This is a genomic window from Phenylobacterium sp. SCN 70-31, assembly GCF_001724605.1.
GTDB lineage: Bacteria > Pseudomonadota > Alphaproteobacteria > Caulobacterales > Caulobacteraceae > Phenylobacterium.
The window spans coordinates 218,022-244,241 of the sequence record NZ_MEEX01000001.1 but is presented as its reverse complement, the minus strand read 5'-3'; the positions used below and the strand labels follow the sequence as shown (position 1 = coordinate 244,241).

Genomic DNA, 26,220 nt, shown 5'->3' with positions numbered 1-26,220 from the left:
GATCCCTGCATCTCAAACAGGATGGGCTGGCTTCGTCCCTCGCCCCATCATCACCACCGCGTGCGGAACCCACCCCTGCCGCGCGAGCGGCTTAGTCCCATGGCGCGAAGCCGAAGGGCCATTGCGCTGGGTGCACCCGCGCTCAGCAAGAACGCAATCCTCCGAAGGGAGCGCGATTGATAGCTTGCCCGCATGGTCAGCGGATCTGCAGACGCTCACGCCGTAGCCGCGGGCTCGCCGCCGTCGCGGGAGAATGAGCCGTGGGCGCATCTCGTCGACCTGCCGCGGCTCGCTTCATGGATGGACGCGCGGTCTCGGCGAGGGCGCGATCGAGCAGGCCCACCGTCTCTCGGGCGGCGCCCAGAACGTGCTGCTCCGCTTCGCGCGCGGCGGTCGCGAGTACGTCCTTCGGCGGTCGATTTCGGCTGCCTGCTGGCCACGTGGGCCGACCCCGCCGGCAGCCATCCGGGCTGCATCTCGGTGACGCCGTGGGACGGCTTTCCGACCGAGGCCGAACTGGCCGCCCGCTACGCCGACATCACCGGGGCCAGCGTGGCGGACCTGAACTGGTGCGTGGTCCTGGCCTGCTTCAAGCTGGGCATCCTGCAGGAGGGCACATACGCCCGCGCCGCCGCCGGCCAGGCCGAGCGCGCCACCGCTGACTGGATGCACGCCACCACCATCAAGCTCTTCGAGCGTGCGCTTTCGCGAATGTGAGGACGACCATGGCCTGGGAATTTGAGACCGACCCCGATTTCCAACCGGGGTTCAAGACCCTGGTCCGGCCGCTGCAGCAGAAGGTCAAGGCGCGTGGCCTTTGGGCCTGTCATCTGGGGCCTCACCTGGGCGGCAAGGGCTATGGCCAGCTCAAGCTGGCGCTCATGAACGAGAAGTTCGGCCAGTCGCGGTTCGGCCCGATCGCCTTCGGTGCCCAGGCCCCGGACACGGGCAACGCCGAGATCCTGGCCCACTACGGCGCCGCCGGTCAGAAGGAGCGCTTCCTGGCGTCGCTGCTGGAGAACCAGATCGTATCCTGCTTCTCGACTACCGAGCCGCAGGGCGGGGCCCGCAGCGCCCTGGTACGAAATGACATGATCGTCATTGGAAAATCTGTGTCGCTGAATTCGAGCTCAATCTCGTTTCGACGCCAATCTTAGCCTTTTCAAATGACTTTATTGTCAGTTAATGGTGGCGGTAGAGGCGAGTGTGGCGTTCACGCATCGCATACGAAGGTTCCATCGATGCTTGGCCCGCTCCATGACGTTCGGGTGCTCGACCTGACGGGTGTGGTCTCGGGGCCGTTCGGCGCCATGTGGCTTGCGGATCAGGGCGCCGACGTCATCAAGATCGAACCGCCCTCGGGCGGAGACCAGGGGCGCTATGTGGGCGCGGGCTTCCTCGGCTACAGCGCCCTGTTCGCGACCTGCAACCGCAACAAGCGCTCGATCGCGCTCAATCTGGCGACGCCGGAGGGGCTCGAGGTTGCAATGGAGCTGGCGGCGCGCGCTGACGTCGTGCTGGAGAACTTCCGGCCGGGCGTCGCCGAGCGCCTGGGTCTCGGCTACACGGCGGTGCGCGCTCGCAACCCCCAGGTCGTCTACGCGTCGATCTCCGGATACGGACCTGACGGGCCGTATGCGGGCCGAAAGACCTACGATTCGATCGTCCAGGCGGGCTCGGGTCTGGCCGACATGCAGGCGGGTGGTCGCGAACCGCCGCAACTCATCAACACTATCATCTGCGACAAGGTCGCCGGCCTCGCCGCCGCCCAGGCGATCACCGCGGCGCTCTATTCCCGCGCCCAGGGGCGGGGCGGGCAGCAGATCTGGATCTCGATGCTGGAGGCCACGCTGGCCTTCAACTGGCCCGACGTGATGTGGAACGAGACCTTCCTGTCCGAAACCTTCAAGCCGGGGCTCACCATCGCCGACACCTACAGGCTGTGGCCCACCCGCGACGGCCACATCGCTATCGTCTTCATCAGCGGCGGCGCGTTCGAGGGGTGGTGCCGGGCGCTGCGTGCGCCGCTGGAGATCGCCTCCGAGACATTCGAGACCGAGGCGGCGAGCCGGCTGCGCTGGCTGGAACTGCAGCCTTTGTGGGAGGCGAGGATCGCGGACCTGGACACCGACGAGGCGTTGCGGCGCCTGCACGCCGAGGGCGTTCCCGCAGGCCGCGTCGCGCGCCGGAGCGAGGTGCCCCTCGATCCCCAGGTGGTGAGCGACGGGTCGGTGGTGCGTCTCGAGCATCCCGCCTACGGCCCGATGCAGATGTCGCGGCCGGCCGCGCGCTTCGCCGGCTTCGAGCCCCCGACGCCGCGGGTCGCACCTGACCTGGGCCGCGACTCCATGGCCATCCTCGAAGAGATCGGGATGGGCGGCGAGCGCGCTTCCCGGCTGCTGCGCGACGGCGTGGTCCGCGGTCCGGCGTCCACACCCAACTGACGACCGGCGCCCTTTGTCGCAGGCAGTCGGCCATGGTTGAGCTTGAATACATGACCCGTGGGTCATATAAAAACGAGATGGAGACGAGAGTCATGTCCAGCAAGCTGAGCGCGACGGCCCAGGCGGGAGCTGCCGCCGTGGCGACGCACAGCGTCTCGGGCGCGCCGAACGGCGCCGACGCCCTCATCCGCACCCTGGCCGACAACGGCGTGACAGCCTGCTTCGCTAACCCCGGGACCAGCGAGATGCAGTTCGTCGCCGCGCTGGACCGCGAACCGCGGATGCGTGCCGTGCTGTGCCTGTTCGAAGGTGTGGCGACGGGTGCGGCGGACGGCTATGGCCGGATGACGGACCGGCCGGCGGTGACCCTGCTTCACCTCGGCGCGGGCTACGCCAACGGCGGCGCGAACCTGCACAACGCGCGCCGCGCCCGCACTCCGGTCGTCAACGTCGTGGGCGATCACGCCACCTACCACCGGGCCTACGACACGCCGCTTTCGAGCGACATCGCTGCCTGGGTCGCGCCGAACTCGGCCTGGGCCCGCAGCGCCAAGCACGCCGACGAGGTCGGGCCCCTGGCGGCCGAGGCCGTCACCGCCAGCCTCGGCCCGCCCGGTGGCTGCGCCACCCTGATCCTGCCGGCAGACTGCGCCTGGAGCCCGACGCAGGTGCGCTGCGCTGCGCGGGTCCGCCCGTCGCGCGCCACGCCTGCGGCGTCCCGCATCGCCGACGTCGCCGCGGCCATCCGGTCGGCGAAGGCGAGCGGCCTGCTGATCGGGGGCCACACCTGCCGCCCACGGGGCCTCGCCGCGGCGGCGCGGCTGGAGGCGGTGGGGATCCGTGTCTGGACCGAGACCTTCGTGGCGCGGCAGCGGCGCGGGGCGGGGATCTACGCGCCGGGCCGGCTGGCCTACTTTGGTGAGGTGGCCCAGGAGGAGCTTTCCGGCCTCGATACCCTGGTCCTTGTCGAGGCGCAGGCCCCGGCGGCCTTTTTCGCCTATCCGGACAAGCCCAGCCCGCTGTGGCCGGACGGATGCCGCATCGAGACCCTCGCGGGCGTGGACGAGGCGGGGGACGCCACGCTGGAGGCCCTGGCCGACCTGCTCGAGGCGCCGGCCGCGGGTCCGGTGACGAGCGCGTTCCGGCCCGCCCCGCCTCAAGGGGATCTCTTCGCCCAGTCGGCCGGCGTCGCGATCGCGCGCCACCTGCCGCACGACGCGATCATCTCGGACGATGCGGTGACCTCGGGCACGCCGATCTTCCTGCAGACGACTGCGGCGGCCGCGCACGACTGGCTGATGCTGACGGGCGGCGCCATCGGGCAGGGCATTCCACTGGCCGTCGGGGCGGCGGTCGCCTGCCCGGACCGTAAGGTGGTGTCGCTCAACGGCGACGGGGCGGCGATGTACACGGTCCAGGGGCTCTGGACGATCGCGCGCGAGGCGCTGGACGTCACCGTCGTGGTGTTCGCCAACGGCGCCTACAAGATCCTCGGCGTCGAGTTCGGGCGGACCGGATCGGGCCGTCCCGGTCCGGCGGCGAAGCGCCTGCTCGACCTGGGCCAGCCTACGATCGCGTGGACCGCGCTCGCCGCGAGCCTGGGTGTTCCGGCGACGCGGTGCGAGACGGCGGAGGCTTTCGACCAGGCCTTCGCCGCGGCCATGGCGCGTCGCGGGCCGCATCTGATCGAGGCGGTCATGTCGCCGCCACCGCGCGCCCGGCAGCCGGGGGCCTAGGCGCATGGATTTCACCCCGCTCGAGGCGCACGCGCTGATCCGCGACGGCGTCCGTCAGATCTGCCGCGATTTTCCGGACAGCTACTGGTCCGAATGCGATGAGGCGCACCGCTTCCCCTGGGCCTTCTACGAGGCGATGGCGGCGGCCGGATGGCTCGGTATCGCCACTCCCGAGGCCTACGGCGGCGCGGGGCAAGGCATCACCGAGGCGTCGATCCTGCTGGAAGAGGTGGCGGCGTCGGGCGCAGCGATGAACGGCGCCAGCGCGCTGCACATGTCGATCTTCGGGATGCATCCCATCGTACGCTTCGGCTCGGAGCACCTGCGCCGGCGGTTCTTGCCGCGCGTCGCCACCGGCGACCTGCACGTGGCGTTCGGCGTCACCGAGCCGGACGCGGGCAGCGAGACGACGCAGATCGCGACTTTCGCGCGCAAGGTCGACGGCGGCTACCGGGTTCGTGGCCGGAAGGTGTGGACCTCGAAGGCTATGGAGTCCGAGCGGGTCCTGCTGCTAGTGCGCACCACGCCGCTCGAAGCGTGCGCCCGCCGTTCGGAGGGCCTGACGCTTCTCTTCGCTGAACTGCGTCGCCCCGAGGTGGACATCCGGCCGATTCCGAAGGCCGGGCGGAACGCCGTGGCGAGCTGCGAGGTGGCCTACGACGACCTGTTCGTGAGCGACGAAGACCGTGTCGGCGACGAGGGCGCGGGCTTCCGCTACCTGCTCTCGGGCCTCAACGCCGAGCGCATCCTGGTTGCCGCCGAGGCGCTGGGGATTGGGCGCGCCGCCCTTCGCCGGGCGACCGAGTACGCCTGCGGGCGCGTCGTCTTCGGCCGGCCCATCGGGCAGAACCAGGCCGTCGCCTTTCCGCTCGCCGAGGCGAGGATGCGGCTCGACGCGGCCGAGCTCGCGATCCGCGAGGCGTCGTGGCGCCTGGATCGTGGCCTGGACTGCGGATCCCAGGCGAACCGGGCCAAATGGCTGGCGGCTGATGCGGCCTATGCGGCGGCGGACGCGGCGGTGCAGACCCACGGCGGTTTCGGCTACGCCCGTGAGTATCACGTCGAGCGCTACTGGCGGGAGGCGCGCGTCATGCGCCTCGCGCCGATCTCCCAGGAAATGGTTCTCAACTACGTCGCGGAGCACGACCTGAACTTGCCCCGGGCTTACTGAGCGCTGCTGAGTTGCATTCATGAACAGACTTATCAGTCATGTTGTAAAACGGAATTGCCCAGCGAAGATCTTCAGGAGATCAAGTGCGAGAAATATGTCGAAAAAAATCAACAATATGAAAAACATTTCGCGCATTCCGGATCCTGCTAAATAGCTGTTCCAATCTAATGATAAGAATGTCATATAACAAACGCCCAGCCTAAGAGCGGGCAGCTGAAAATGAGGGGGCTCACATGCGTCGTTGCAGTACGTCATGGATTGCGTTGGCGGTGGCCGCCGCCGGCTGCCTGGGGGCGGGCGCCGCCGCGGCGCAGACCGCGGTCGAAGAGGTGATCGTCACGGCGACGAAGCGGGAGGAGAACCTGCAGGCTGTGCCGGTCTCGGTGACCGCGTTCACGGCTCAGGAGCTGCAGCGGCGAGGCGCGGTATCGCTGCGCGACCTGCAGTACTCGGTGCCGAACTTCAATTACTCGAGCAACGACTTCAACCGGCGGCCGGACGTGTCGCTGCGCGGGATCACCTCGACGGCGCGCAGCCCGGGCGAGGACGGCTCGATCGGCTTCTACGTGGACGGCGTGTTTCTCGCGCGTCCCACCGACTGGAACCCGGACATCCAGGGGCTCGAGCGCGTCGAGGTGCTCCGCGGCCCGCAGGGGACGCTGTTCGGTAAGAACACGATCGCCGGCGCCGTGAACATGGTGACCCAGCGGCCGCAGGACTCGTTCAAGGCGGCGCTCGACCTGGAGGCCGGTAACTACAACGCCTTCCGCGCCGTAGGCATCGTCGACATGCCGCTGATCGCGGACAAGCTCTACAGCCGGGTGTCGCTGACGCGCTTCCGGCGTGACGGCTTCACCCGCAACGTCTTCAACAACACCCGCGTCGACAGCGAAGATCGCTGGGGCGGGCGGCTGCAATTGCGGATCACGCCCTTCGAGAACTTCGAGGCGAATCTCAGCTACGACTACATGACCGAGACGCCGACGCGGGTCATGCGCGAGATCATCTCGGGGACCAATCCGCTGACGTTCATCCCCGGACCGCGCACGGTTTCGTTCGACCGCGCCAACGTCAACGACCGCACTCTGCAGGGCGTGCACCTGACGACCGACGCCACGTTCGGTGAGCATACGATCACGACCATCACGGCCTATCGCAAGTCGTTCGTCGACTTCCAGGTCGACGAGGACACCGGCCCGCTGGACGACCAGCGCACGCGAATCCTCGACCACAATCACCAGTTCAGCAACGAGGTGCGACTGACGTCGCCGAGCGGCGGGCGGTTGGATTACGTCGCCGGCTTCTTCTACCTCTACGTCTACGCCGACCAGAGCGGGGGCTTCGTGCAGAACGGCGTGGCCAGCCCGTTCTTCCCGGGGCTCACCGGCGCGAACCGTACGGTCGCGACCAACAGCTACGCCGCCTATGTGAACGCGAACTACCACATCAACGACCAGTGGACGCTGAATGTCGGCCTCCGCTACGGTTACGAGACCAAGCGGCTGGAGTTCTTCCGGTTCAACCAGAACGGCGGGTTCTTCGGCGGCGCCTTCCCGGCCTTCGGGCCGATCACGGACAAGATCCTGGACCACGACGTGTCGCCGATGGTCGGCATCCAGTACGAACCCACGTCCGACTTCATGGCCTACGCCAAGTGGTCGCGGGGCAACAAGAGCGGCGGCTGGAACGCCGGCCTGAGCTTCCGCGGGGCCGACCCGTACAAGGCCGAGCAGGTCGACAACTACGAAGCCGGGTTCAAGGCCGACTTCCTGGACGGCCGGGCGCGGACCAATGTGGCGGTGTTCTACATGGACTACCGCGACCTTGCGGTGACCACCTTCGGCGGCCTGACGAACGGCGTCGGCTTCAACGTCGACAGCGCCGCCAAGGCGGTGATCAAGGGCGCCGAACTGGATTTCACGCTGGTGCCCATCGACGGCCTGGAGATCGCCGGTGGCGTCGGCTACCTCGACAGCAAGTACAAGAACTACCAGACCTCAGCGACGGCCAACAACAACGGCAACCGCCTGCAGTTCGCGCCGAAGTGGAACGGGAACCTGCGCGTGCAGTACAGCAGGCCCATCGGGGGCGACCTCGAGTTCACGGCGCGCGGCGAATGGCAGTACCGCGGAAGCATGTACGGCAACCCGGCCAACACGCTGGCGTCCCTGACGCCGTCTTACAGCCTGCTGAACGCCCGCGTCGGCATCGCCCGCGAAGACGAGCGCTGGGGCGTCTACCTGTGGGGCCGCAACCTCGCGGACAAGGATTACCTCAACTACGCCGACACCCTCGGGACGGACCGGATCGGCACCTACGGCGCGCCGCGGACCTACGGGATCGCCGTGAGCCTTCGGTACTAGGTTGGGAAGGCCGCGCCTCACCTCCCCGATGCGCGGCCGCCGCCCGGCGCCGAGGAGCGTGTGATGCCGAAATCCCGGATCGCTCCCACCGGCGGGCTCCAGGCGAAGCATCTGTTCGCCTGGAGCCTCGTCTCGATCATCAGCAACATGATGATGATCCCGCTGAACGCCCTGATCCCGGCGTTCTATGCGAAGAACACCGCGATCGACCTCGCGACGATCGGCATCATCCTGATGGCGGCGCGGCTCTACGATGCTGTCGCCGACCCCGCGGTCGGCTATCTCTCGGACCGCACCCGAGGCCCCCTGGGCCGACGAAAGCCGTGGATCATGGCCGGCGGCGTGCTCGCCACGGCCGCCGTCTACTTCCTGTTCAATCCGCCGGCCGCCGCATCGGGCGGTTATCTGCTTCCGGTCATGCTGGTGTTCTACACCGCCTACAGCATGCTGGCGGTGCCGCACTCGGCCTGGGGCAGCGAGCTGTCGCGCGCCTACAGCGAGCGCTCGACGATCTCGGGCGTGCTCACCTTCGCCGGCGTGGTGGGCCTCCTGCTGTTCATGGGCCTGCCGCTGCTGTTGTCCTCGCCCTTGCTGCCACTCTTCCCGACGGCCGAGATCACGCCGCCGATGCTCAAGCTGCTGGGCTGGCTGATCCTGGCGCTGCTGCCGCTCTGCATCGGCGCAGCCGTCATATTCGCGCCGATCGGCGCGGCCGCCGCCGACGCCGGGCCGGTCACCCTTGCCAGCGTAGTCCGTTCGCTGCGCATCAACCGGCCCTTCTGGACCTTTGCGAGCGCCTACGCCCTGACGGGCCTAGCCTACGGCGTCTACTACGGGACCTCATACATCTTCATCGACGCCTACCTGGGCATGGCCGACAAGTTCCCGGTCATCTACGCGACCGCCGCGATCGCCCAGATCGTGTCGATTCCCTTCTGGACCCGGCTGTCGCAGACGCATGAGCGCAAGCACATCTGGGCCTTGGGCATCGCGGGCTTCGGCCTGCTGCTGACGCTGCGCGTGTTCGTGCCGCCGGGCGAGGCGGGGTTCCCCTGGCTGCTGGCGCTGGCCACAGTCGCGAGCTTCGCCAACGCCGCGTCACAGGTTCCGCAGATGGCCGTGCTGGCCGACTGCATCGACTACGACACGCTGCGCACCCGCGCCAACCGCGCCGGCTCCTACTACGCCATCCAGCAGTTCGTGCTGAAGGCCACCCTGGCGGCCGGCGGCGGCGTGGCCTTCCTCGTGCTGAGCCTGATGGACTTCGACGCCAAGGCCGCCGTCCACTCCCGCGCCAGCCTGAACGGTCTGGCGCTGGTGCACACCGGGGCGCCGCTGGTCCTCTTCGTGGCCGCCGGCGTGCTGCTCTGGCTGTTCCCCCTCGATCGAAAGCGGCAACACATCATCCGCCGCCGCCTGGATGGACGCGTGACGTCCTCTGTTTCCCTGCCGTCAGGAGCGTCTCCCCATGGTTCATGAAGTCTCCTACGGCGCCTGGCCCTCGTCCTGGACGCCCGAGCTCGTCTCCACGGCGTCGGCGTTCCCCGTCTATTGGACCGGCCAGCTGGAAGTGGATCGCGACGGCGCCGTCTACGCCCTGATCCGGCGGCCCGAGGAGGGCGGCCGCAGCGTGATCGAGCGCGTGGCGCCCGGGCCGACGCAGACGCTCACGCCCGACGGCTTCAATCTGCGCACCACGATCTACGAGTACGGCGGCAGCGCCTTCCTCGTCCGCGACGGCGAGTTCTTCTTCATCAACGAAGACCAGCGCTGGTACCGGCATAGCCCCGGGTCGGCGCCTGCGCCTATCACCGCCGCCGGCCCCTACCGCTATGGGGCGCCGGTGCTGGACGCGCGCCGCGGCCGCATCGTCTGCATCCGCGAGGAGTTCCAGGACGCCGGCGAGCCGATCAGCGCGATCGTGGCGATCGACCTGCAGGGCGACACCTTCGGGACCGTGCTGGTGGCTGGCGACGACTTCTACGCCTGGCCCGTGCTCAGCGACGACGCGGAGCGTCTGGCCTGGGTGTCGTGGAACCACCCCAACGTGCCGTGGGACGTCACCGCGCTGCGGGTTGCGCGGCTGGATGCGGTGGGGGCCATCGCGGACATCGAGACGGTGGTGGCGGAAGAGGCCGAGGTGGCCTGCGACCCGCGCTTCACGCCGTCGGGCGAACTGGTCTTCATGACCGACCGCTCGGGCTGGTGGCGGCCCTGCCGCTGGCGGGGCGGCCAGGTCACGCAGCTCTGCGACCTTGAGCGCGACTTCGCCCGACCCCTCTGGCAGATGGGGACCAGCGACTGTCGGGTCCTCGACGACGACAACTTGCTCTGCGTCTACACGGAGGAGGGCATGAACCGCCTGGGCCGGCTCCACCTGCCCACCGGCGAGCTGGCCACCCTGGAACTACCGTTCACCTACTTCGCCCGATTGGAGGCGCGCGACGGCGTGGCCTATGCCCTGGCCTCGTCCTCGACCATCCCGGCCGCGATCATGCGGATCGACCTGGAGACGGGCGAGCACACGATCCTGCGCCAGGTCATGTCGGCCGAGCCGATGGCCGGCGCGATCTCGAAGGCGCAACACATCCACTTCCCGAGCGCCAAGGGCCGGACCGGCTTCGGCTTCTTCTACCCGCCGACCAACGCCGACTGCCGCGGTCCGAAGGACGAAAAGCCGCCGCTGCTCGTGGTCAGCCACGGCGGGCCGACCGGGTGCACGAACACCTGCTTCAACCCCGGCATTCAGTTCTGGACCAGCCGCGGCTTCGCGGTCTTCGACGTGAACTACGCCGGCAGCACCGGCTACGGCCGCGACTTCCGGCACCTCCTGCGCGGCGGGTGGGGCGTGGTCGATGTGGAGGACCACGTCGCGGCGGCCCGCCATCTGGTGGCCGAGGGGCTGGTCGATCCAGAGCGGCTGGCCGTCCGCGGCTGGAGCGCCGGCGGCTACAACACCTTCGCCGCCCTGGCCTTCGCCGACACGTTCCAAGCCGGCGCTTCGTACTTCGGCATCAGCGACGTCGCCTACTTCGCGAGCCAGACCCACAAGTTCGAGTCGCGCTATGCGGACTACCTCGTGGGTCCTCGCGACACGTCGCAGGCGCTCTATCGCGAGCGTTCCCCCCTCCACAGCGCCGACCGCATCACCGCGCCGCTGGCCATGTTCCAGGGCGAGCGCGACAAGATCACGCCCAAGAACCAGTCCGAGCTCATCCTGGAGAGCCTGCGCAAGCGTGGCGTACCGGTGATGTACATGCTGTTCGAAGGCGAGGGGCACGGCTTCCGGCGTGCCGACACCAACTTGGCCTGCCTCAAGGCCGAGCTCGCCTTCTACGCGCGCCTCTTCGCGTTCCAGCCGGCCGACGCGCTGCCGCCGATCGTGATCGAGAATGTGGATCGTCCGGCCGTCGCGGTGGGCGCGGGTTGACGGCGCGGGTGATGGCGGGCGCCGACCCTCGAGCCTGGGCCGAAGCCCTCGACGCTCGCCTGCGCGAAATCCACGCGCTGACGCCAGACCTCGCGTTCCGGCCGGGCGCGCAGGTGCGGGTGTCGAGCCCCAAGCTGGGCCTCGAACACACGTTCCTCGCCGGGGAGGCGCGGGCCGACCGGGCGGGGCCGATCCGGGCTGACACCGGCTTCCACGTCGCCTCGGTCGGCAAGGCGATGACGGCGACGCTCGTGTTGCAGGCGGCCGAGGCCGGACTGCTGGGCCCGCAGGGCCTGGATCGGCCGGTCGCCGACTTCGGCGACCTCAGCGACATGGTTTCGCGCTCGAAGGTGTTGTCAGACCGACGTGTGACGCTCCGGCGGATGCTGACCCACACGTCGGGCCTGCGGGACGCGTTCAGCGACGATGCATCCCGCACCGCGGCGGAAAACGGCGGCGCGCCCGCGCCGGGCTCGCTCGGTGCGCGGCTGCGCGCGGACCCCGATCGTGGCCGCATCTGGCGCCCCTGGGACCCGGATGCGCCGGGCGAGCCCGACGCCGGAGTGCTGAACTGGTTCCTGTGCACTGGCGCGGGCGACGCGCCGGTGTTCGCGCCCGGCGAGGCCTTCCACTACAGCGACACGGCCTATGTGGTCCTGGGTCTGCTCGTCGAGCGGCTCAGCGGCCGCTCGTACGGCGCCCTTCTGCGCGACCGGATCTTCGCGCTGCTCGGCATGACCAACACCTTCCTGGCGTATGCGGACGAAGCGCCGGCGGGATGGGAGGCCGTGGTGTCCGACTTCATGTACGGTGGCCGGCCGCTGTTCAGCTCGCAGGGCGGTGCGTCGTGGGATTGGGGCGGCGGCGGCCAGATCAGCACGGCGCTCGATCTGGAGCGGTTCCTGCGCGGGCTCTTCGGTGGGCGACTGCTGCGCTCGACCACCGAGATGCGCGCTTACCTCCCGGTCGACGGCATGCCGCCGTACTGCGTAGGCCTGGGGCTTGGTGTGCGCCGGCTCATCAGCCCGGGCGGCCGCGTCCTGGAGGGGCACGCGGGGGCCTGGTCGGTGCAGGCCTTCTATTGCGAGGACCTGGATGCCACTATCACCGGAACCTTCAACCGGCCGATGTCGGATCCCAGTCTCCGCAACTGGGTCCTGGATGTGGCCGACAGCCTCGAACACTTGGCAAGGTAGGTAGATGCCCGCATCGAGAGGGTCCGGTCGGAAGACGGCGTCGACGGGCGCGACGCCGGTGCGGCCGCGTCCGAGCCTGCCGGTCATGAGTTTCGCCGACTATCTCGACGCGCTGGTCCGCCGCTCGACCAAGCAGCGCGACCCCGAGCGGACGCGCCCGTTGCTGCTCTCCGCGGCAGTGCGGTTCTCCGAGACGGGCAGCTTCGCGATCATGACGGTCCGCGATGTCGTGCGCCTCGCGCGCACCTCGCACGGCACCTTCTACCTCTACTTCAACTCGGCCGAGGATATCGCGGTCGAGGTGCTCTCCAGCTTCGTCGAGTACGAGTTGCGAACCCTGCCCGAGATCGACAAGGAGCGGCATCCGTTCGAGGTCCGCCTGGCCATGGTGCGATGGTACCAGCAGAGCTTCCGCGCGAACGTCGGGCTGATGCGCAACATGGTGCTGCTCAGCGACAGTGTGCCGGAGGTGGCCGAGATCTGGCGCCGTCGCGGCAAGATGATCATCGACCGGTTCCTCGACCACTACCGCCAGCGCTACAACGTGACGCCCGAGGAGCTGAACCTGCTGCGCATCGCCCACCACGCGGTGGGGTCGATGTCGGACCACAGCCTCTTTGCACGGTACGGCGTTCACGGGGCGTCCGAGACCAGCGAGGAGCGCGACGAGGATCTGCTTATCGAGCTCCACGCGACGCTCTCGTACCGCGCGATCTTCGGCGAGGATCCGCCCGCCGAGTTCCTGGACCGCTCGGCCCGCTTCGTCAGCCTGGGCGCCAAGCTGCGATAGGCTGGCGGCGTCAGCCCGCATGGCGCTCATCGTCCCACGCCTGCAGCCCATCGAGGAAGCGCGCGAACATCGCCTGCGCGTTGCGCCATGCCTCGCGGCGCCACTCGGGCGTCGCCGGGTCGTAGTAGCTGCGGAAGCGGCGCCTGGTCTCCCGGACCTCGTCGTCCGGGCGGCCGCCGAAGATGTGGTCGTGCATCTCGAAAGCCATGGCCTCGCGGAACGCATCGTCGAAGGCGACGGTGCCGATCTCCAGCGTCGCGGCGACGAGCTCGACCCCAGGCGATGCGCGGCCCAGCGTCGAGTAGGCCGGCGGGTCCATCGGCAGGTCCAGGTCGTGCGCGAGATCGCCCAGCCATTGGCCGATCCGGGCGCGTGACGCGGCGGCGTTGGACGCCATGACATAGGCCTCGCCCCATGCGCCGACGCCGGAGTGCAGATCGAGGAAGCAGGTGCGCTTCGCCCCCTGCAGCCGCCGTTGCAGGATCGAGTCGAGCGTCCGCTTCGACCACGAGGCGCGCACGCCATTGAAGCAGATGCTGCGGGGACGCGCCGTCTGCCCGGCCTTCAGGGCGCTCATCACCCGCGCGGCGCCATGGGTCTCGATTATCGCGGCCCGCCGCGCCTGGGCCCGGCGATAGGCCGCCGCATCCGTCAGGCTGCCGAGGTCGATCGCGTCGTCCAGTTCGAGGAAGATGGGGTCGGTCGGAGAGATGACGTCGCCGTAGGTCAGGTTCTTCATCAGGTCGACGTTGTCTTCGTTGACGTAGCGACCCCACGCGGCGCCGTAGGGGTTGATCACGTGGATCAGCACCACCCGCACGCCGGGCGCACGCGCCAGGAAGCCGGCCGGGTCGTTCAGAACGCCGGCCTGCAGTCCGGCGCCCACGAAGGCCTCCGTGCCGTGCACGCCGCTGTTCAGCACAAGCACCGTCGCCGCCTCGGGCGGGCCGAAACCGCAGACCATCGTCTGAAGCGGCTCTCCGGCCGGGCCGCGGAGCGGATGGATGATCGCCTCGACAGGAATCCCGTGCGCCATCGCCGCCCGCGCGAACGTGGCGCCAGCGGTCGTCAGGTCGCTCGAAAACAGGTCCGCCGGATCCATGCGCCATCATGACATGACCCGATAGTCATGTATAGTCCCGGAAACGCCGGGCGAGCGGAGAAACCAGCTGATGGCCGAGAGACCTTCGAGTGCGTTCGCGCGGCTGGGCCGCATCCTGGCGACCTGGCGGGCGCGGATCGACGCCAGCGCGGACCTGGCGTTTCTCGACGGCCTGGACGCGGTGATCGGACCGTTGTGCGCGGCGCTTCCGCCGGGTGCGCGGATCGCCGTGGTCGGGGCCCGGACCGGTCGCGAGGAGGCGCTCTACGCCGCGCGTCTGGCGGCCAGGGGCTTTCGCGCCGCGTGCCTGACCGCCGAGGAGTTCGCGCAGGTGTCGGCGCTGCGGCGCGCGCTGACGACACGACGGCCGACCCCGGCGGTCGCGGCCGACACGGCCGCGCTGGCCACCGCCTTCCAACCGCCCAGGGCCGACGCGCTGCTGGTGATCTGCCCCTGGATCAGTCGCGCCTTCCGGTCGCGGCCGGTCCCGGTTCGCGTGCTCGACGCGGCTCCGGGGATCGAGGGCCTTCACGCCGCCTGGGCGATGGCCCCGATCTGAGGCGTCTCAAGCCGCCATCGCGGGGGCCAGCCCGAAGATCTCGCGGGCTCGCGTCGGCGACGCTACCCGGAAGCCGAGGTCGCGGATGATGCGGGTGGCGCGTTCGCACAGTTCGGCGTTGCTGCGCGCCAGTACGCCCTTCTCGAGATAGATGTTGTCCTCCAGGCCCACCCGCGCATGGCCGCCCAGCAGGACCGACAGGCCCACCATCGGGAACTCGGAGGGGCCGACCCCGAACGCGGTCCACACGGCGTCTTCAGGCAGGAGGCTGCGGCCGAGCTGGATGGACTCCAGACTCGCCGGCCAGCCATACTTCACCCCCAGGACGAAAGAGAACAGGGGTGGCGAGGGGAAGGTGGCGCGGGCCATCAAGTCGCGGGCCAGGACAAGGTCGCCGGGGTTGAAGATTTCGATCTCCGGCCGCCAGCCGCCGTCGAGCATCGCTTCGGCCATGATGCGGGTGTTGCGCGGCGTGTTCATCACCACCTGGTCGCCCGAGTTCATGGTGTTGAGGTCCAGCGTGCAGACCTCGGGCGGCAGGGCCTGGATGTGCGGGATCCGCTCCAGCGGCGGCAGCAGTGAGGTGCCGGGCGCGGCGAGGCGGGGATTGTCCGGATCGGGGATGTAGCGCCCGCCGGGACCGGTGGTGAGGTTCAGGATCAGGTCGCGGTTGCGCGCGCGGATGCGTTCCACGACCTCGGCGTAGTGCTCGGTCTCCATCGAGGGTCGGCCGTCGGGATGGCGCACGTGGATGTGCGCGACTGATGCGCCGGCCTCGGCCGCTTCGAGCGCGGACTCGGCGACCTGCTGCGGCGTGATCGGCAGGTGAGGCGTCTGTTCGGGCCGGGTGATGTTGCCGGTGATGGCGCAGGTCAGGACGATGTCGCGCACGGAATATCCTCGCGTCTGGGTCAGAGGTGGCGGCCGCCGTCGACGTAGATCGTGCTGCCGGTGGTCATAATGAGGAGTCGCGCGCCCGCCAGGACGGCGTTGGCCACTTCGCGTGGCGTGGCCAGCCGGCCGAGCGGCGTGGCCGCGATGGTGCGGGCGATGAATTCGGGCCCGCGCCCCTTCGCGAAGTCGGTGTCGAGCGCGCTGGGCGCGACGTTCACGAACCGGATCTCCGGCGCGAGCGCTTTGGCCAGGGCGATGGTCATGGCGTCCATCGCCGCCTTGGCGCCGACGTAGGCGACGTTGCTGCCTACGCCGGTCCGCGCCGCCACCGACGAGACGTTCACGACGCACGGGGCATGTCCCCGGCGCAACGCCGGCGTCAGGTCGCGGATGATGCGCAGGACCCCCGAGGCGTTTGAGGTCACGACCTCGTCGATCGTGTCGTCGTCAAGTTGTTCGATCGCGCGCAGTGGAACCGAGCGCGTCATGCCCGCGGTGTTGACCAGGATGTCGAGGCCGCCGAACTCGCGCTCGACCCAGGCCGCCAAGGCCAGGATCGTCGCCGGCCGCGTCAGGTCCACCCCTACGGCGACGAGGTCTCCGTCCTCGCGCGGCGCCTGGACGACGTCGGGCTCCGGCCCCCGCCGCGAGGCGCTGACCACCCGCGCGCCGAGCGCGCGCAACTGCTCGGCGACTTCCACCCCGATGCCGCCGGCGCCGCCGACGATCAGGACCCGCGCCCCGCGGAAGCCCTCCGATAGGAGGTCGACGGCGCGCTCGGCGCCGGTGCTGTCGATACCCATGGCAGCTACTGGTGCTTGACCGCGCCGTCCATGGCGCGCGCGGCGCCGTGGGCGAACTTGTTGCCGAAGGGCTCGTAGGCCGCCTGGCGCAGGTACTCGAGGTCGAGCTCCATCCCGATCCCAGGGGTCTCCGGGATCGCCAGGAAGCCGTCCTGCAGGCGGTTGATCCGCTTCACCACGCGGTTCCACGGCTCGCGATCCTCGCGCACATAGCCCTGCACGTCCCAGTTGGTCGTGCACGCGGCGAGCTGGACATGGCCGGCCGTCACGACCGGGCTGGTGAAGTTGTGCGGCACGATCCGCTGGTGACGGCTCTCGGCGATGGCGGCGATCTTGCGCAACTGGGTAAAGCCGCCGGCCAGGCCGATGTCGGGACGCAGGATCGACACTGCGTGCCGGTCCGAGAATTCGCGAAACTCCCAGATGTTGGTGTTGCGCTCAGCCATCGCGACGACGCCGCCCATGCGCGCGGCGGCGTGGTTGTTGCTCTCCAGGCTGAAGGGCAGGATCGGGTCTTCGAGGAAGTAGGGCCGCAGCGGCCGTACGTCGGCGGCGAACAGCTCGGCCAGGTCGGGCGTGAGGTTGCGGTGGATCTCGACCGCGAGGTCCACGTCCCAGCCGATCGCCTCGCGCACCCGGCCGACCGAGGCGACGACGCCGTTCAGCAGGCTGGCCGTCGTGCGCACCGCCCAGTCGCCGAGGAACGGCTTGATCTTGATCGCCGTGAAGCCTTCCGACCGGGCCTCCACGGCCTTGCGGATCATCTCCTCTTCGGTGGTCGCCTCGATAAGCAGGATGGCGCGGACCTTGTCCCGGACACGCCCGCCCAGCAGCTCATAGACCGGGACGCCCAGCGCCTTGCCCTTGATGTCCCACAGCGCCTGATCGATCGCGCTGAGCGCGCCCATAAGGGCGCTGTCGCGCAGGCAGTGGTGCTTCATGAGACGGTTGAAGTGGAACTCGGGCCGATAGGCGTCGGCGCCGATGAGATCGGCTCTCAGGTCGTCCACGACCGCGCGCGCGGCCAGCGGGTGGGTGAAGTAGGTCGACTCGCCGATGCCGGTGACGCCGGCGTCCGTCGTCACGGCGACGAACAACCAGTGTCCGGCCACGAAAGTCTCGATGGTGTCGATCCGCATGATGCCCCCGGCGCTCGGTGTGCAACTAATATGACCCATAAGTCATATATTCAAGGCCGAGTGCGGGCAGGTGGTTGACGCTGCAATTCCCAGAGGTGATGTTCCGGGCGACAGGCCTGCCGTTTACAACCGATCGGTCAGCAGGCGCGCAGATCTCGAGGGCTCATTTGACCGACGATTCCGCCGCCTTCGGGGTGATCCGGTACGCAACCTACCTCGAGGCCGCGGCCCAGGAGATCAAGAAGACCCGCAGCGGCGAGCGCTCGCGGCTCAAGCTTCTGGCGGCGGGCGCGCGCCTGCTCGACTCGACCGACTACCGCGAGATGATGGTCGAGGAGGTGGCGACCGAGGCGGGCGTCGCCAAGGGCACCTTCTACATCTACTTCAAGACAAAGGACGAGTTCCTGCGCGAGCTGGGCCGGCGCTACGCGGCGTTCGAACTCCAGACCTACCCGCGACTGTCGAGCCGGGACAGCCAGTTCACCAACAGCCGTCGCTGGATCGCGTGGTACGAGAAGACGTTCGAGGCCAACGCGGGCGTCCTGCGCTGCATCGTGCAGATGGGCGCCGCCGACGAGGTCATGCGCGAGACGTGGCACGGCCGCAACAGCCGCATCGTCGACCGGGCCATGGCCGGCTGGGAGAAGCACAACCCGTCGAAGGACCCGGCGTTGCAGCGCTGGGTGATGCGGACCGCCGGGGGCATGCTCGACCAGAGCCTGTTCGAGCGCTACGGCGTCCAGCCCGGCCCGGGCCTCAACGAGACCGCCGGCTTCGACCTGCTCGTGGAACTGCACGCGCTGCTCAATTTCCGCGCCCTGTACGGTCGCAACCCGCCGGTGGACGAATTGGCTCCCGACAGCCCGCTGCGCCAACTCTTCGACACCTAGATCCCCGTCGTGACCGCCAGGTCGTGTCTTTCCGGACATGACGACGTCGCTTGAAAATATGACTCGTGGGTCATAAATCTGTGCCGGGCGGGAGGGACTTCCATGACCACGCACAACGAACCGACGGACCTTCGCGTGGTGACGGACGCGTTGCGGTTTCCGGAGGGCCCGGTGGCCCTTCCCGACGGTTCGGTGCTGGTCGTGGAGATCGCGGGGCAGGCCCTGTCGCGCGTCTGGCCCGACGGGGGGGTCGAGGTCGTCGCTGAACTCTGGGGTGGGCCGAACGGCGCGGCGATGGGCCCCGACGGCTGGTGCTACGTCTGCAACAGCGGCGGCTGGCTCTACACGACGGAAGCCAACGGTTGGCGCCGGCCCACCGGCCAGGCGGAGGCGGCAGGCTGGATCGAACGTGTCCACCCGGCGTCGGGCCGCGTCGAGCGCCTTTACGACCGCTGCGGCGACCTGGAGCTGCAGTCGCCGAACGACCTGGTGTTCGATCGCCACGGCGGCTTCTACTTCACCGACCACACCAAGCGCCGGCCGCGCCAGATGGGCATGGGCAGCATCTTCTACGCCCAGCCGGACGGCTCGGGCATCGTCGAGGCGGTGTCTGGCCTGGTCTCGGCCAACGGCGTCGGGTTGTCGGCCGACGAGCGCACTCTGTTCGTCGCCGAGACGCTGACGCGGCGCATCTGGGCGTTCGATCTCGTCGCACCGGGCGCGATCGCCGCGCAACCCTGGCCTTCGCCGAACGGCGGCCGCCTCGTGGCGGGCCTGCCGGACAACAACCTCCTCGACTCGCTCGCCATCGACGCGGCCGGAAACATCTGCGTGGCGTCGTTCAACAATTGCGGGATCTGGGAGATTTCGCCCGACGGCGCGACGCGCCGCTTCGTCGGCTTCGACGACTACTACGCGACCAACATCGCCTTCGGCGGCCCCGACCTGCGGACCGCCTTCGTCACACTGTCGTCGACCGGGCGGCTAGTAGCCTTCCAGTGGCCCCGCCCGGGCCAACCCCTGAACTTCCTCAACAAGCCGGCGGCGACCGGCGCCCCGCTCTAGGAGACCGCCCGTGTTCCCCGATCCCCAGTCCAAGTCGGCACGCCTGTTCGAGCGCGCAGGGCGCGTTCAGCCGGGCGCGAACACCCGCCACATGATCACCTTCGGGCCCTACATCGTGTACGCCGATCACGGGGAGGGGTGCCGGCTCACCGACGTCGACGGCAACGTCTACCTCGACTGGATCAACAATTTCTCGACCCAGATCCACGGCTACGCCTTCCCGCCGATCCTGGAGGCGGTGCGCGAGCAGATCGGGCGCACGATCTGCTGCATCCTGCCCGACGAAGCCGAGATCGAACTCTCGGAGATGATCGTCGAGCGGATGCCCGGGGTCGATCAGGTGCGCTTCACCAACTCCGGCACCGAGGCGATCATGGTGGCGGTGAAGGCGGCCCGCGCGATAACCGGCCGCGGCAAGGTGGCCAAGGCCGAGGGCGGCTACCACGGGCAGTTCGACCTGATGGAGGCGAGCTTCCTGCCGACCCCGGCGAACTGGGGCCCGCCCGAACGCCCGGCCGCGCCGCCGCTTGGGGTCGGAACGCCGACCTCGCTGATGGAGCAGGTGGTCGTTTATCCCTTCAACGACTGGCCGGCGAGCGAGGCGCTTCTCGAGGAGAGCGCCGACGACCTCGCCGCGGTGGTCATCGATCCGTACCCCGCGCGCCTCGGCTTCTCGCCGGCCGACCACAGCTACCTCGAGGCGCTGAAGGCGTTCTGCCGCCGTCGCGGCGTGGTGCTCATCTTCGACGAGGTGTTCTGCAACCGCGCCAGCTACCACGGCGCCCAGGGCCGGGCCGGCGTGACGCCCGACCTCACCGTGATGGGCAAGATCATCGGCGGGGGCTTTCCGATCGGAGCCGTGGGTGGCACGCGCGAGGCCATGGCGGTGTTCGACAACCTCGCCGGTCCGCTGCGCATGAGCCACAGCGGCACCTTCACGGCCAACCCGGTCTCCATGGCCGCGGGCGTCGCGGCGCTGAAACACCTGACCCCCGATGTGTTCGAGCGCCTTGAACGCCAGGGCGACCGCTTCCGCGAGGGGCTGACGGCGATCTTCCGGCGCGAAGGTCTGGCCATGCGGGCCAACGGCCTGGCGTCGATGACCAGCCTGCAGTTCTTCACCGAGCCGGCGCGAAACTACCGCGAGTTCTATACCCGCTCGGGTCCCGACTACCTGCAGCGCATGCAGGCGCTTCACAGGCAATTCCTGAGCGAGGGCGTGCTGATGGCGACGCGCGGCATGATGATCGGTTCTACCGCCATGACCGACGCCGACATCGAAGAGACCCTCGAACGCTGCGGCCGGGCGCTCGCGGCCTTCGCCGGGCAGGTCGCCGCCTAGCCGCCGGCGCGTCGCGCGAACGACACGGACGGGCGTCGCTATTGACTCAATATGACTGATGGGTCACGTGTGGCCCACGACGTGCGGCTTTTGAGGCCGCGCCACGGAGGAAATCCCGATGAGCCGCATCGCCGAGATCGAATGCGTCCACCTGCGCTTCGAGTACGACATGGCCAAGACGTTCAGGACGCCGGCCGGACCGGTGCACGGCCGCTTCGCCAGCCTCGTGCGGGTGCGCACCGACGACGGGCTGGAAGGGATCGGTTCGGCCTACGCCCACCCGGGCGTGGTCCAGGCCTCGGTGGATCACATGGCGCCGTTTCTGATCGGCCTCGCGCCGGATGATGTCGGCCGCCTGGCCGATCGGTTGAACGGGGTCAGCCGCTGGTACGGCCGCAAGGGCGGCGCCCTGGCCGCCATCAGCGGGATCGACACAGCGCTGTGGGACCTGAACGGCAAGCGCCTTGGCCAGCCGGTTTGGAAGTTGCTGGGCGGAACCGAAGGGCGTGCGCCGGCCTACGCGTCGGGCAACCTCTACTCCAGTCCCGAGGCCGTGGCCGACGGCGTGCGCCGCGCCCTGGCGCGCGGATTCCGGCGCGTGAAGATGCGGGTCGGCTGGACCTACGACTACGACGTGGCCGCCATGCGCGCCGCACGCGCGGCCATGGGGCCGGACCACGACCTGATGATCGACGGCACCCAGCGCTTCACCGTCGAGCGCGCTCTCGACTTGGCGCCGGTGCTGGCCGAGGTGAACGCCTTCTGGTTCGAGGAGCCGTTCGGCCCGGATGACCTCGACAGCTACGTGACGCTGCGCGAGCGGCTGAAGCCCTACGGCGTGCGGCTGGCGACCGGTGAGAACGAGTTCGGCCTGCACGGCTTCCGCGAACTGCTGCGCGCCGACGCCATCGACATCGTCCAGGCCGACGCTAGCCGGGCGGGCGGGATCACCGAGGTGATGGAGGTGGGCCGCATGGCCGCCGCGCACGGCGCGCTCCTCGCGCCGCACACCTGGTGCGACGCCGTCGGGGTCGTAGCCAACGCCCACGTCGTCGCCGCCTCGCCCAACGGCCTGACCTGCGAGGTCGACCAGACTGGCAACCGCTTCATCGAGGAGCTGGTCGGCCCGCTGCCGATCGCCGACGGCATGCTCGACCTGGGCGACCGGCCGGGGCTCGGCATCACCCTGAACGAGGACCTTGTCCGCGAGTTGCGCGTCGATCCGTTCCAGATGCCGGACGGCAACTACTGCGACGTGATCTTCGGGCGCGGCCAGACGCGCTACATCGGCGATTACGTGCCCAAGGCGGCCTAGCGGGATGCCGCTCATCCAGATCTCGCTGCGCGCCGGTCGATCGGCGAAGCAGCTCGAGGACGTGGCGGCGCGGGTCACCCAGGCGGCCAGCGAGGCGCTCGACGCCGCGCCGGCTTCGATACGCGTGATCGTGACGGAGGTGCCGCCGCAGAACTGGTTCTTGGGCGGCGTCCCGTTGGCGCCGCCGGAGCGCCAGGCGCGGAACCGCGACCCTTTGTGACCTCGAAGTCATATGGTTCTATCTCGGCCGTGACACGCCTCTCGCTATGCCTGCTCGCCATGGCCGCGATCGCGGCGGCGCCGGCGCGCGCCGACGACGGCGCGCGGCAGGCCGGCGACGGCGCCTTCCGGCCCGCGGTCACAGACCCGCGCTACGCCCTCGAGACGGGCCCTCGCGTCTGCCATGACGAGGCGCACCACGAGTTCCACCGGCTCGGCGCCCGCTTCGCCGCCTTCGCCGCCGTGCTGCGGGCCGACGGCTATCGCCTCTCGACGTTCGAGACGCCGTTCGACGCCGCGGCCCTGCGGCGCTGCGAGGTCCTAGTGATCGCCAACGCCCTGCCGTCGGACCAGCCGTGGGACGACCTCCCGCGGCCGACGCCGCCCGCGTTCACGGCCGCCGAGGTCGAGGCGGTCCGCGCCTGGGTGGCTGACGGCGGCGCGCTGCTGCTGATCGCCGACCACCGGCCGCTGGCGGGCGCCGCCTCCGGGATGGCCGCGGCGTTCGGCTTCCGGTTCGGCGACGGTTACGCTCTGGCCCTGCCGGCCGATGCGCCGCCCGGCCCGATCGTCCCGCGCATGCCCGACCTGTTCGCCGCGAAGACCGGCGCGTTGCGGCCACACCCGATCACCGACGGCCGTCTGGGCGGTCCTCCGGTCACCCAGGTGGCGACTTTCATCGGCCAGGCGTTCCAGGCCGAGCCCGGTGCGGAGCCATTGCTCGTGCTTCCCGAGGGCTTCTTCTCGCTGGATCCCGCCAAGCTCTGGGCGTTCGATGCGGCGACGCCCCGCCAGCCTGTCGCGGGCTGGCTACAGGGCGCGACCCGCAAGGTGGGGCGCGGACGCGTCGCCGTCTTCGGCGAGGCGGCGATGTTCACCGCCCAGGTCGCCTCGAACGGGCAGAAGATGGGACTGGATGCGGCCGGCGCCGAGCAGAACACCCGCTTCCTGCGCAATGTGATCGCGTGGCTGGCGGCGACAGAGTGACAGAGGTCGAGGAACAGGTGGCATGAAGCTCTACATTTCGGCGGACATCGAGGGCGTGGGCGGCATCGCCCACTTCGACAGCGGCACGGCCGGCCAGTTCGACTACGGCGAGGCGCGTCTGTGGATGACCAACGAGGTCGTGGCCGCCTGCGAGGGTGCGCGCGAGGCGGGCTGCGACGAGGTAATCGTCTCGGACTCCCACTACAACGGCCGCAACATCTTCGTGGACCGGCTGCCGTCCTACGCCAGGCTCGTCCGCTGCTGGCCGCGCCCGCTGCTCATGATGGAGGGCGTGCAGGAGGAGGGCGTCGTCGGCGCCGTGTTCCTCGGCTACCACGTCGGCGCCGCCTCCGCCGAAGGCCTGTGCCCGCACACCGTGAACGGGGGCGTGTTCAGCGACATGCGTCTGGACGGCGCCTCGATCTCGGAGACCCACATCAGCGCCCTGACAGCGGGCGAACTGGGCGTGCCGGTGCTGCTGGCGACGGGCGACGACGCCTATGCGCGCCACGCCGTCGAAGTGCTGGGCGAGGTCGAGACCGTCGTCACCAAGACCGCGCTCAGCCACACGGCCGCCGACACGCTGACCCCCGAGGTCTGCTGCGGCCTGATCCGCGAGGCGACCGCCAAGGCCGTGAAACGGCGGGCGGACTTCAAGCCCTACGACCGGCCCTGGCCGATGAACTTCGACATCGCCTTCAAGGGCAACCGGATGGCCGAACTCATGGCGATGCTGCCGCAGTTCGATCGGGTGAACGGCTACACGATCCGCAGCCGGCCCAAGTCGGCGCGCGAGATGTCGGAGATCCTGACCTTCCTGAACCAGATGGTCTCGCTGAAGTGAAGGCAGACGCCGCGGGCGGGGGGCGCCTGCCGATCGTCTTCGTTCACGGCAACGGCGAGACGTCGCAGGCCTGGTCGTCGCTCGCCGCGCGCTTCCGAACCCGGGGATACGACCGGCTGTTCGCCATCGACCTCGACCCGCCGGGCCACGGCTCCTGCGTGGCCTACGCCGAACAGCTCGCGGCCTTCGTCGCGCGCGAGGTGCGGCCGGGCCTCGGCGGGGGGGCGCCGCTTGCCCTCGTGTCGCATAGCCTCGGCGCGCCCGTCGTCCGCTACTACCTGTCGATGCTGGGCGGCGCCGCGGGCGTTTCGCACGCCGTCCACATCGCCGGCTGCGTGTCGGGGGCTCCGGCCTGCGACGTCATGCTGCTGCGCGATCCCGACGGCCGGATCTTCCGCCAGGCGCCCGAGATCCACACCGGCGGCTCACCCTTCCTGCGGGCCCTCGACGCCTGCGGCCCGCCGCCCGGCGTCCGTTGCCTCACGCTCTCTAGCCCCCACGACGCCCAGTACCTCCTGTTCGAGGACGGACCGCAGCTGGCGGGCGCTGACAACCGGGTGCTTCCCGGGCTGGGTCACTGGGGCCTGCGTGAATCGGACGACAGCTTCGCGCTGATGGCGGCCTTCCTGGAGGACGACGCCCATCGCTCAACGATCGGCCTCGGCGCGCCGTCGCCGCCCGACAGCCCGATCGGGACCTGGCTGGCCTGCGAGCCCGAGTTCCAGGGCCTGGAGCTGACCTTCAGCGACCGGGGTGTGGTCACGCGCCGGGCCGAGGGGCGCGAGACGCAAGGCGTCTTCGTCGCCACGCCGTCATTGCCCAGCCATCAGCTCGACCTGCGGTTCGGCGACGACCGCATCCTGGCGCTCTACCGTCTGACGATCAGCGGCGACACCCTGGGCCTCGTCCTGGGCGAGCCGGATGGCCCGCGACCGCACCGCGTCCGGCTGCCGGCCCTGTTCTGGCGCAGCGGGCCGAGGACTCGCCCCGACGCGCTGGTCGGTGCGTGGCGGTCCACCGCGCCGGGGACGCTGGGCGGCATCGGCATGGCGGCGTTCACGCTGCAACTCGCGGCGGACGGCGAATGGTCGATCCAGACCAGCGCCGGCGATGACATCCGGGTCGGAGGGGTCTGGAGCGCGGGCGCCCCGAGCGACGCCGGCCCACTTCGCCTGGACCTGACGATCATGCGCTCGAACACGCCGCGGCTCGCGGAGGGCGCCTGGTGGGGCGGCCTCGCAGAGGTGAAGGACGGCGAGATGCGGCTGGAGCTTCCCGCGGTCACGCGCGGGGCGATCCGGCCGCAGGTCATCGACTACCCGTCGGTGCTGGTCCGTGGCTAGCCGAGGGGCGGGGTGGTCCGCTGGATCACCGCGCGCAGGGCGAAGCTGGACTGGATGTGCGCCACGCCGGGCATCCGCGTAAGCGAGCGCGTGAGGAAACCCTCGTAGGCGGCGATCGACGGCACGACCACCCTCAGCATGTAGTCGGACCCGCCCGTCATCAGGAAACAGCTCATCACTTCCGGCGCGCGCACGATCTCGCGTTCGAACGCGGCCAGCGCATCCTCCGACTGCGCCGACAGGGTCACCGCGACGTAGACGCTGACGGTGTGCCCGAGCCGGCTGTTGTCGATGCGCACGCCGTAGCCGGCGATGACGCCGGCCTGCTCGAGCCTCCGCACACGCCGGAGCAGCGGGGTCTGCGACAGGCCGACCTGCTCGGCCAGTTCCCTCAGACTGGCGCGGCCGTCCTCGGCCAGCGCGGCCAGGATGCGGCGGTCCATAGCGTCGATTTTCGTCGGTGAGCTCATATGCGCTACTGATAGTGAGAACGTAGGTGATTAAGACCTTGGTCAGGCCTGAACAGGCCTGAATTTGGCAAACTCCACTTCGCGACCGAGGCTAATACTCTGCCCGCAAAAGCGTGGG

The 26,220-nt window shown here is 69.5% G+C and carries 24 protein-coding genes; 19 read left to right on the top strand and 5 right to left on the bottom strand.

Annotated features, from left to right (window positions below):
* Positions 1-480 precede the first annotated feature (480 nt).
* From ABS78_RS01140 to ABS78_RS01095, 10 genes are all read left to right on the top strand, one after another.
* Positions 481-717 carry a hypothetical protein gene (locus ABS78_RS01140; protein WP_293374027.1) on the top strand — a complete coding sequence of 79 codons (237 nt, stop codon included), beginning with the start codon at positions 481-483 and terminating at the stop codon, positions 715-717.
* Positions 718-725: 8 nt separating this feature from the next.
* Entirely contained in the window at positions 726-1,157 is a 432-nt protein-coding gene (locus ABS78_RS01135) for an acyl-CoA dehydrogenase family protein (protein WP_293374025.1), read from the top strand.
* Between the two features lie 84 nt (positions 1,158-1,241).
* Positions 1,242-2,444, top strand: coding sequence for a CoA transferase (locus ABS78_RS01130; protein ID WP_293374023.1), 1,203 nt, complete (start codon positions 1,242-1,244; stop codon positions 2,442-2,444).
* 92 nt (positions 2,445-2,536) lie between these two features.
* The gene (locus ABS78_RS01125) at positions 2,537-4,180 is read left to right on the top strand and encodes an acetolactate synthase large subunit (protein ID WP_293374021.1); all 1,644 of its coding nucleotides are present in this window, start codon (positions 2,537-2,539) and stop codon (positions 4,178-4,180) included.
* Positions 4,181-4,184: 4 nt separating this feature from the next.
* Complete coding sequence (locus ABS78_RS01120) at positions 4,185-5,351, top strand: acyl-CoA dehydrogenase family protein (RefSeq protein ID WP_293374019.1); 1,167 nt, start codon at positions 4,185-4,187, stop codon at positions 5,349-5,351.
* Between the two features lie 233 nt (positions 5,352-5,584).
* A complete protein-coding gene (locus ABS78_RS01115) occupies positions 5,585-7,714 on the top strand; it encodes a TonB-dependent receptor (protein ID WP_293374017.1) in 2,130 nt (709 codons plus the stop codon).
* Between the two features lie 63 nt (positions 7,715-7,777).
* Positions 7,778-9,193 (top strand): MFS transporter, encoded by a 1,416-nt coding sequence (locus ABS78_RS01110; RefSeq protein ID WP_293374015.1) that lies wholly within the window; start codon positions 7,778-7,780, stop codon positions 9,191-9,193.
* A complete protein-coding gene (locus tag ABS78_RS01105; protein ID WP_293374013.1) occupies positions 9,183-11,144 on the top strand; it encodes a prolyl oligopeptidase family serine peptidase in 1,962 nt (653 codons plus the stop codon). The genes ABS78_RS01110 and ABS78_RS01105 overlap by 11 nt, the downstream gene beginning before the upstream one ends.
* 11 nt (positions 11,145-11,155) lie before the next feature.
* Positions 11,156-12,340: a serine hydrolase domain-containing protein gene (locus ABS78_RS01100; protein WP_293374012.1), complete on the top strand. Its 1,185-nt coding sequence runs from the start codon at positions 11,156-11,158 to the stop codon at positions 12,338-12,340.
* Positions 12,341-12,425: 85 nt separating this feature from the next.
* Positions 12,426-13,130: a TetR/AcrR family transcriptional regulator gene (locus ABS78_RS01095; protein ID WP_293374010.1), complete on the top strand. Its 705-nt coding sequence runs from the start codon at positions 12,426-12,428 to the stop codon at positions 13,128-13,130.
* A 10-nt stretch (positions 13,131-13,140) separates the two neighbouring features.
* Here ABS78_RS01095 and ABS78_RS01090 read toward each other — a convergent pair whose 3' ends face one another.
* Positions 13,141-14,232, bottom strand: a complete 1,092-nt coding sequence (locus tag ABS78_RS01090) for a DUF2817 domain-containing protein (protein WP_293374008.1) — start codon at positions 14,230-14,232, stop codon at positions 13,141-13,143.
* 70 nt (positions 14,233-14,302) lie between these two features.
* Between ABS78_RS01090 and ABS78_RS01085 the strand changes: the two genes are divergently transcribed.
* Complete coding sequence (locus tag ABS78_RS01085; protein ID WP_293374006.1) at positions 14,303-14,791, top strand: hypothetical protein; 489 nt, start codon at positions 14,303-14,305, stop codon at positions 14,789-14,791.
* 6 nt (positions 14,792-14,797) lie between these two features.
* Here the strand turns inward: ABS78_RS01085 and ABS78_RS01080 are convergent, their stop codons facing one another.
* The 3 genes from ABS78_RS01080 to ABS78_RS01070 are packed head-to-tail and all read right to left on the bottom strand — an operon-like array spanning position 14,798 to position 17,627.
* Positions 14,798-15,682 (bottom strand): 3-keto-5-aminohexanoate cleavage protein, encoded by an 885-nt coding sequence (locus ABS78_RS01080; protein WP_293374004.1) that lies wholly within the window; start codon positions 15,680-15,682, stop codon positions 14,798-14,800.
* Between the two features lie 20 nt (positions 15,683-15,702).
* Positions 15,703-16,488, bottom strand: a complete 786-nt coding sequence (locus ABS78_RS01075; RefSeq protein ID WP_293374002.1) for an SDR family oxidoreductase — start codon at positions 16,486-16,488, stop codon at positions 15,703-15,705.
* 5 nt (positions 16,489-16,493) lie between these two features.
* On the bottom strand, positions 16,494-17,627 hold the full coding sequence (locus tag ABS78_RS01070; protein ID WP_293374000.1) for a mandelate racemase/muconate lactonizing enzyme family protein: 1,134 nt from the start codon (positions 17,625-17,627) through the stop codon (positions 16,494-16,496).
* Between the two features lie 167 nt (positions 17,628-17,794).
* Between ABS78_RS01070 and ABS78_RS01065 the strand changes: the two genes are divergently transcribed.
* From ABS78_RS01065 to ABS78_RS01030, 8 genes are all read left to right on the top strand, one after another.
* The gene (locus tag ABS78_RS01065) at positions 17,795-18,517 is read left to right on the top strand and encodes a TetR/AcrR family transcriptional regulator (protein WP_293373998.1); all 723 of its coding nucleotides are present in this window, start codon (positions 17,795-17,797) and stop codon (positions 18,515-18,517) included.
* A gap of 102 nt (positions 18,518-18,619) precedes the next feature.
* Complete coding sequence (locus tag ABS78_RS01060) at positions 18,620-19,582, top strand: SMP-30/gluconolactonase/LRE family protein (RefSeq protein WP_293373996.1); 963 nt, start codon at positions 18,620-18,622, stop codon at positions 19,580-19,582.
* Positions 19,583-19,592: 10 nt separating this feature from the next.
* Positions 19,593-20,924 carry an aspartate aminotransferase family protein gene (locus ABS78_RS01055; RefSeq protein ID WP_293373994.1) on the top strand — a complete coding sequence of 444 codons (1,332 nt, stop codon included), beginning with the start codon at positions 19,593-19,595 and terminating at the stop codon, positions 20,922-20,924.
* A gap of 118 nt (positions 20,925-21,042) precedes the next feature.
* Positions 21,043-22,239: a mandelate racemase/muconate lactonizing enzyme family protein gene (locus tag ABS78_RS01050; protein ID WP_293373992.1), complete on the top strand. Its 1,197-nt coding sequence runs from the start codon at positions 21,043-21,045 to the stop codon at positions 22,237-22,239.
* Positions 22,240-22,243: 4 nt separating this feature from the next.
* Positions 22,244-22,459: a 4-oxalocrotonate tautomerase family protein gene (locus ABS78_RS01045; protein ID WP_293373990.1), complete on the top strand. Its 216-nt coding sequence runs from the start codon at positions 22,244-22,246 to the stop codon at positions 22,457-22,459.
* Between the two features lie 59 nt (positions 22,460-22,518).
* Positions 22,519-23,445 (top strand): DUF4350 domain-containing protein, encoded by a 927-nt coding sequence (locus ABS78_RS01040; RefSeq protein ID WP_293373988.1) that lies wholly within the window; start codon positions 22,519-22,521, stop codon positions 23,443-23,445.
* A 22-nt stretch (positions 23,446-23,467) separates the two neighbouring features.
* Positions 23,468-24,289 carry a M55 family metallopeptidase gene (locus ABS78_RS01035; RefSeq protein WP_293373986.1) on the top strand — a complete coding sequence of 274 codons (822 nt, stop codon included), beginning with the start codon at positions 23,468-23,470 and terminating at the stop codon, positions 24,287-24,289.
* A complete protein-coding gene (locus ABS78_RS01030) occupies positions 24,286-25,632 on the top strand; it encodes a hypothetical protein (RefSeq protein WP_293373984.1) in 1,347 nt (448 codons plus the stop codon). The genes ABS78_RS01035 and ABS78_RS01030 overlap by 4 nt, the downstream gene beginning before the upstream one ends.
* Here ABS78_RS01030 and ABS78_RS01025 read toward each other — a convergent pair.
* Entirely contained in the window at positions 25,629-26,075 is a 447-nt protein-coding gene (locus ABS78_RS01025; protein ID WP_293373982.1) for an Lrp/AsnC family transcriptional regulator, read from the bottom strand. The genes ABS78_RS01030 and ABS78_RS01025 overlap by 4 nt on opposite strands.
* Between the last annotated feature and the right edge of the window lie 145 nt (positions 26,076-26,220).

What these genes read in the sequence shown, in the direction of transcription:
- ABS78_RS01135 (WP_293374025.1), top strand. Translation starts at nt 726, where the DNA reads ATGGCCTGGGAATTTGAGACCGACCCCGATTTCCAACCGGGGTTCAAG.
- ABS78_RS01130 (WP_293374023.1), top strand. Translation starts at nt 1,242, where the DNA reads ATGCTTGGCCCGCTCCATGACGTTCGGGTGCTCGACCTGACGGGTGTG.
- ABS78_RS01125 (WP_293374021.1), top strand. Translation starts at nt 2,537, where the DNA reads ATGTCCAGCAAGCTGAGCGCGACGGCCCAGGCGGGAGCTGCCGCCGTG.
- ABS78_RS01120 (WP_293374019.1), top strand. Translation starts at nt 4,185, where the DNA reads ATGGATTTCACCCCGCTCGAGGCGCACGCGCTGATCCGCGACGGCGTC.
- ABS78_RS01115 (WP_293374017.1), top strand. Translation starts at nt 5,585, where the DNA reads ATGCGTCGTTGCAGTACGTCATGGATTGCGTTGGCGGTGGCCGCCGCC.
- ABS78_RS01110 (WP_293374015.1), top strand. Translation starts at nt 7,778, where the DNA reads ATGCCGAAATCCCGGATCGCTCCCACCGGCGGGCTCCAGGCGAAGCAT.
- ABS78_RS01105 (WP_293374013.1), top strand. Translation starts at nt 9,183, where the DNA reads ATGGTTCATGAAGTCTCCTACGGCGCCTGGCCCTCGTCCTGGACGCCC.
- ABS78_RS01100 (WP_293374012.1), top strand. Translation starts at nt 11,156, where the DNA reads ATGGCGGGCGCCGACCCTCGAGCCTGGGCCGAAGCCCTCGACGCTCGC.
- ABS78_RS01095 (WP_293374010.1), top strand. Translation starts at nt 12,426, where the DNA reads ATGAGTTTCGCCGACTATCTCGACGCGCTGGTCCGCCGCTCGACCAAG.
- ABS78_RS01090 (WP_293374008.1), bottom strand. Translation starts at nt 14,232, where the DNA reads ATGGATCCGGCGGACCTGTTTTCGAGCGACCTGACGACCGCTGGCGCC.
- ABS78_RS01085 (WP_293374006.1), top strand. Translation starts at nt 14,303, where the DNA reads ATGGCCGAGAGACCTTCGAGTGCGTTCGCGCGGCTGGGCCGCATCCTG.
- ABS78_RS01075 (WP_293374002.1), bottom strand. Translation starts at nt 16,488, where the DNA reads ATGGGTATCGACAGCACCGGCGCCGAGCGCGCCGTCGACCTCCTATCG.
- ABS78_RS01070 (WP_293374000.1), bottom strand. Translation starts at nt 17,627, where the DNA reads ATGCGGATCGACACCATCGAGACTTTCGTGGCCGGACACTGGTTGTTC.
- ABS78_RS01060 (WP_293373996.1), top strand. Translation starts at nt 18,620, where the DNA reads ATGACCACGCACAACGAACCGACGGACCTTCGCGTGGTGACGGACGCG.
- ABS78_RS01050 (WP_293373992.1), top strand. Translation starts at nt 21,043, where the DNA reads ATGAGCCGCATCGCCGAGATCGAATGCGTCCACCTGCGCTTCGAGTAC.
- ABS78_RS01045 (WP_293373990.1), top strand. Translation starts at nt 22,244, where the DNA reads ATGCCGCTCATCCAGATCTCGCTGCGCGCCGGTCGATCGGCGAAGCAG.
- ABS78_RS01040 (WP_293373988.1), top strand. Translation starts at nt 22,519, where the DNA reads ATGGCCGCGATCGCGGCGGCGCCGGCGCGCGCCGACGACGGCGCGCGG.
- ABS78_RS01035 (WP_293373986.1), top strand. Translation starts at nt 23,468, where the DNA reads ATGAAGCTCTACATTTCGGCGGACATCGAGGGCGTGGGCGGCATCGCC.
- ABS78_RS01025 (WP_293373982.1), bottom strand. Translation starts at nt 26,075, where the DNA reads ATGGACCGCCGCATCCTGGCCGCGCTGGCCGAGGACGGCCGCGCCAGT.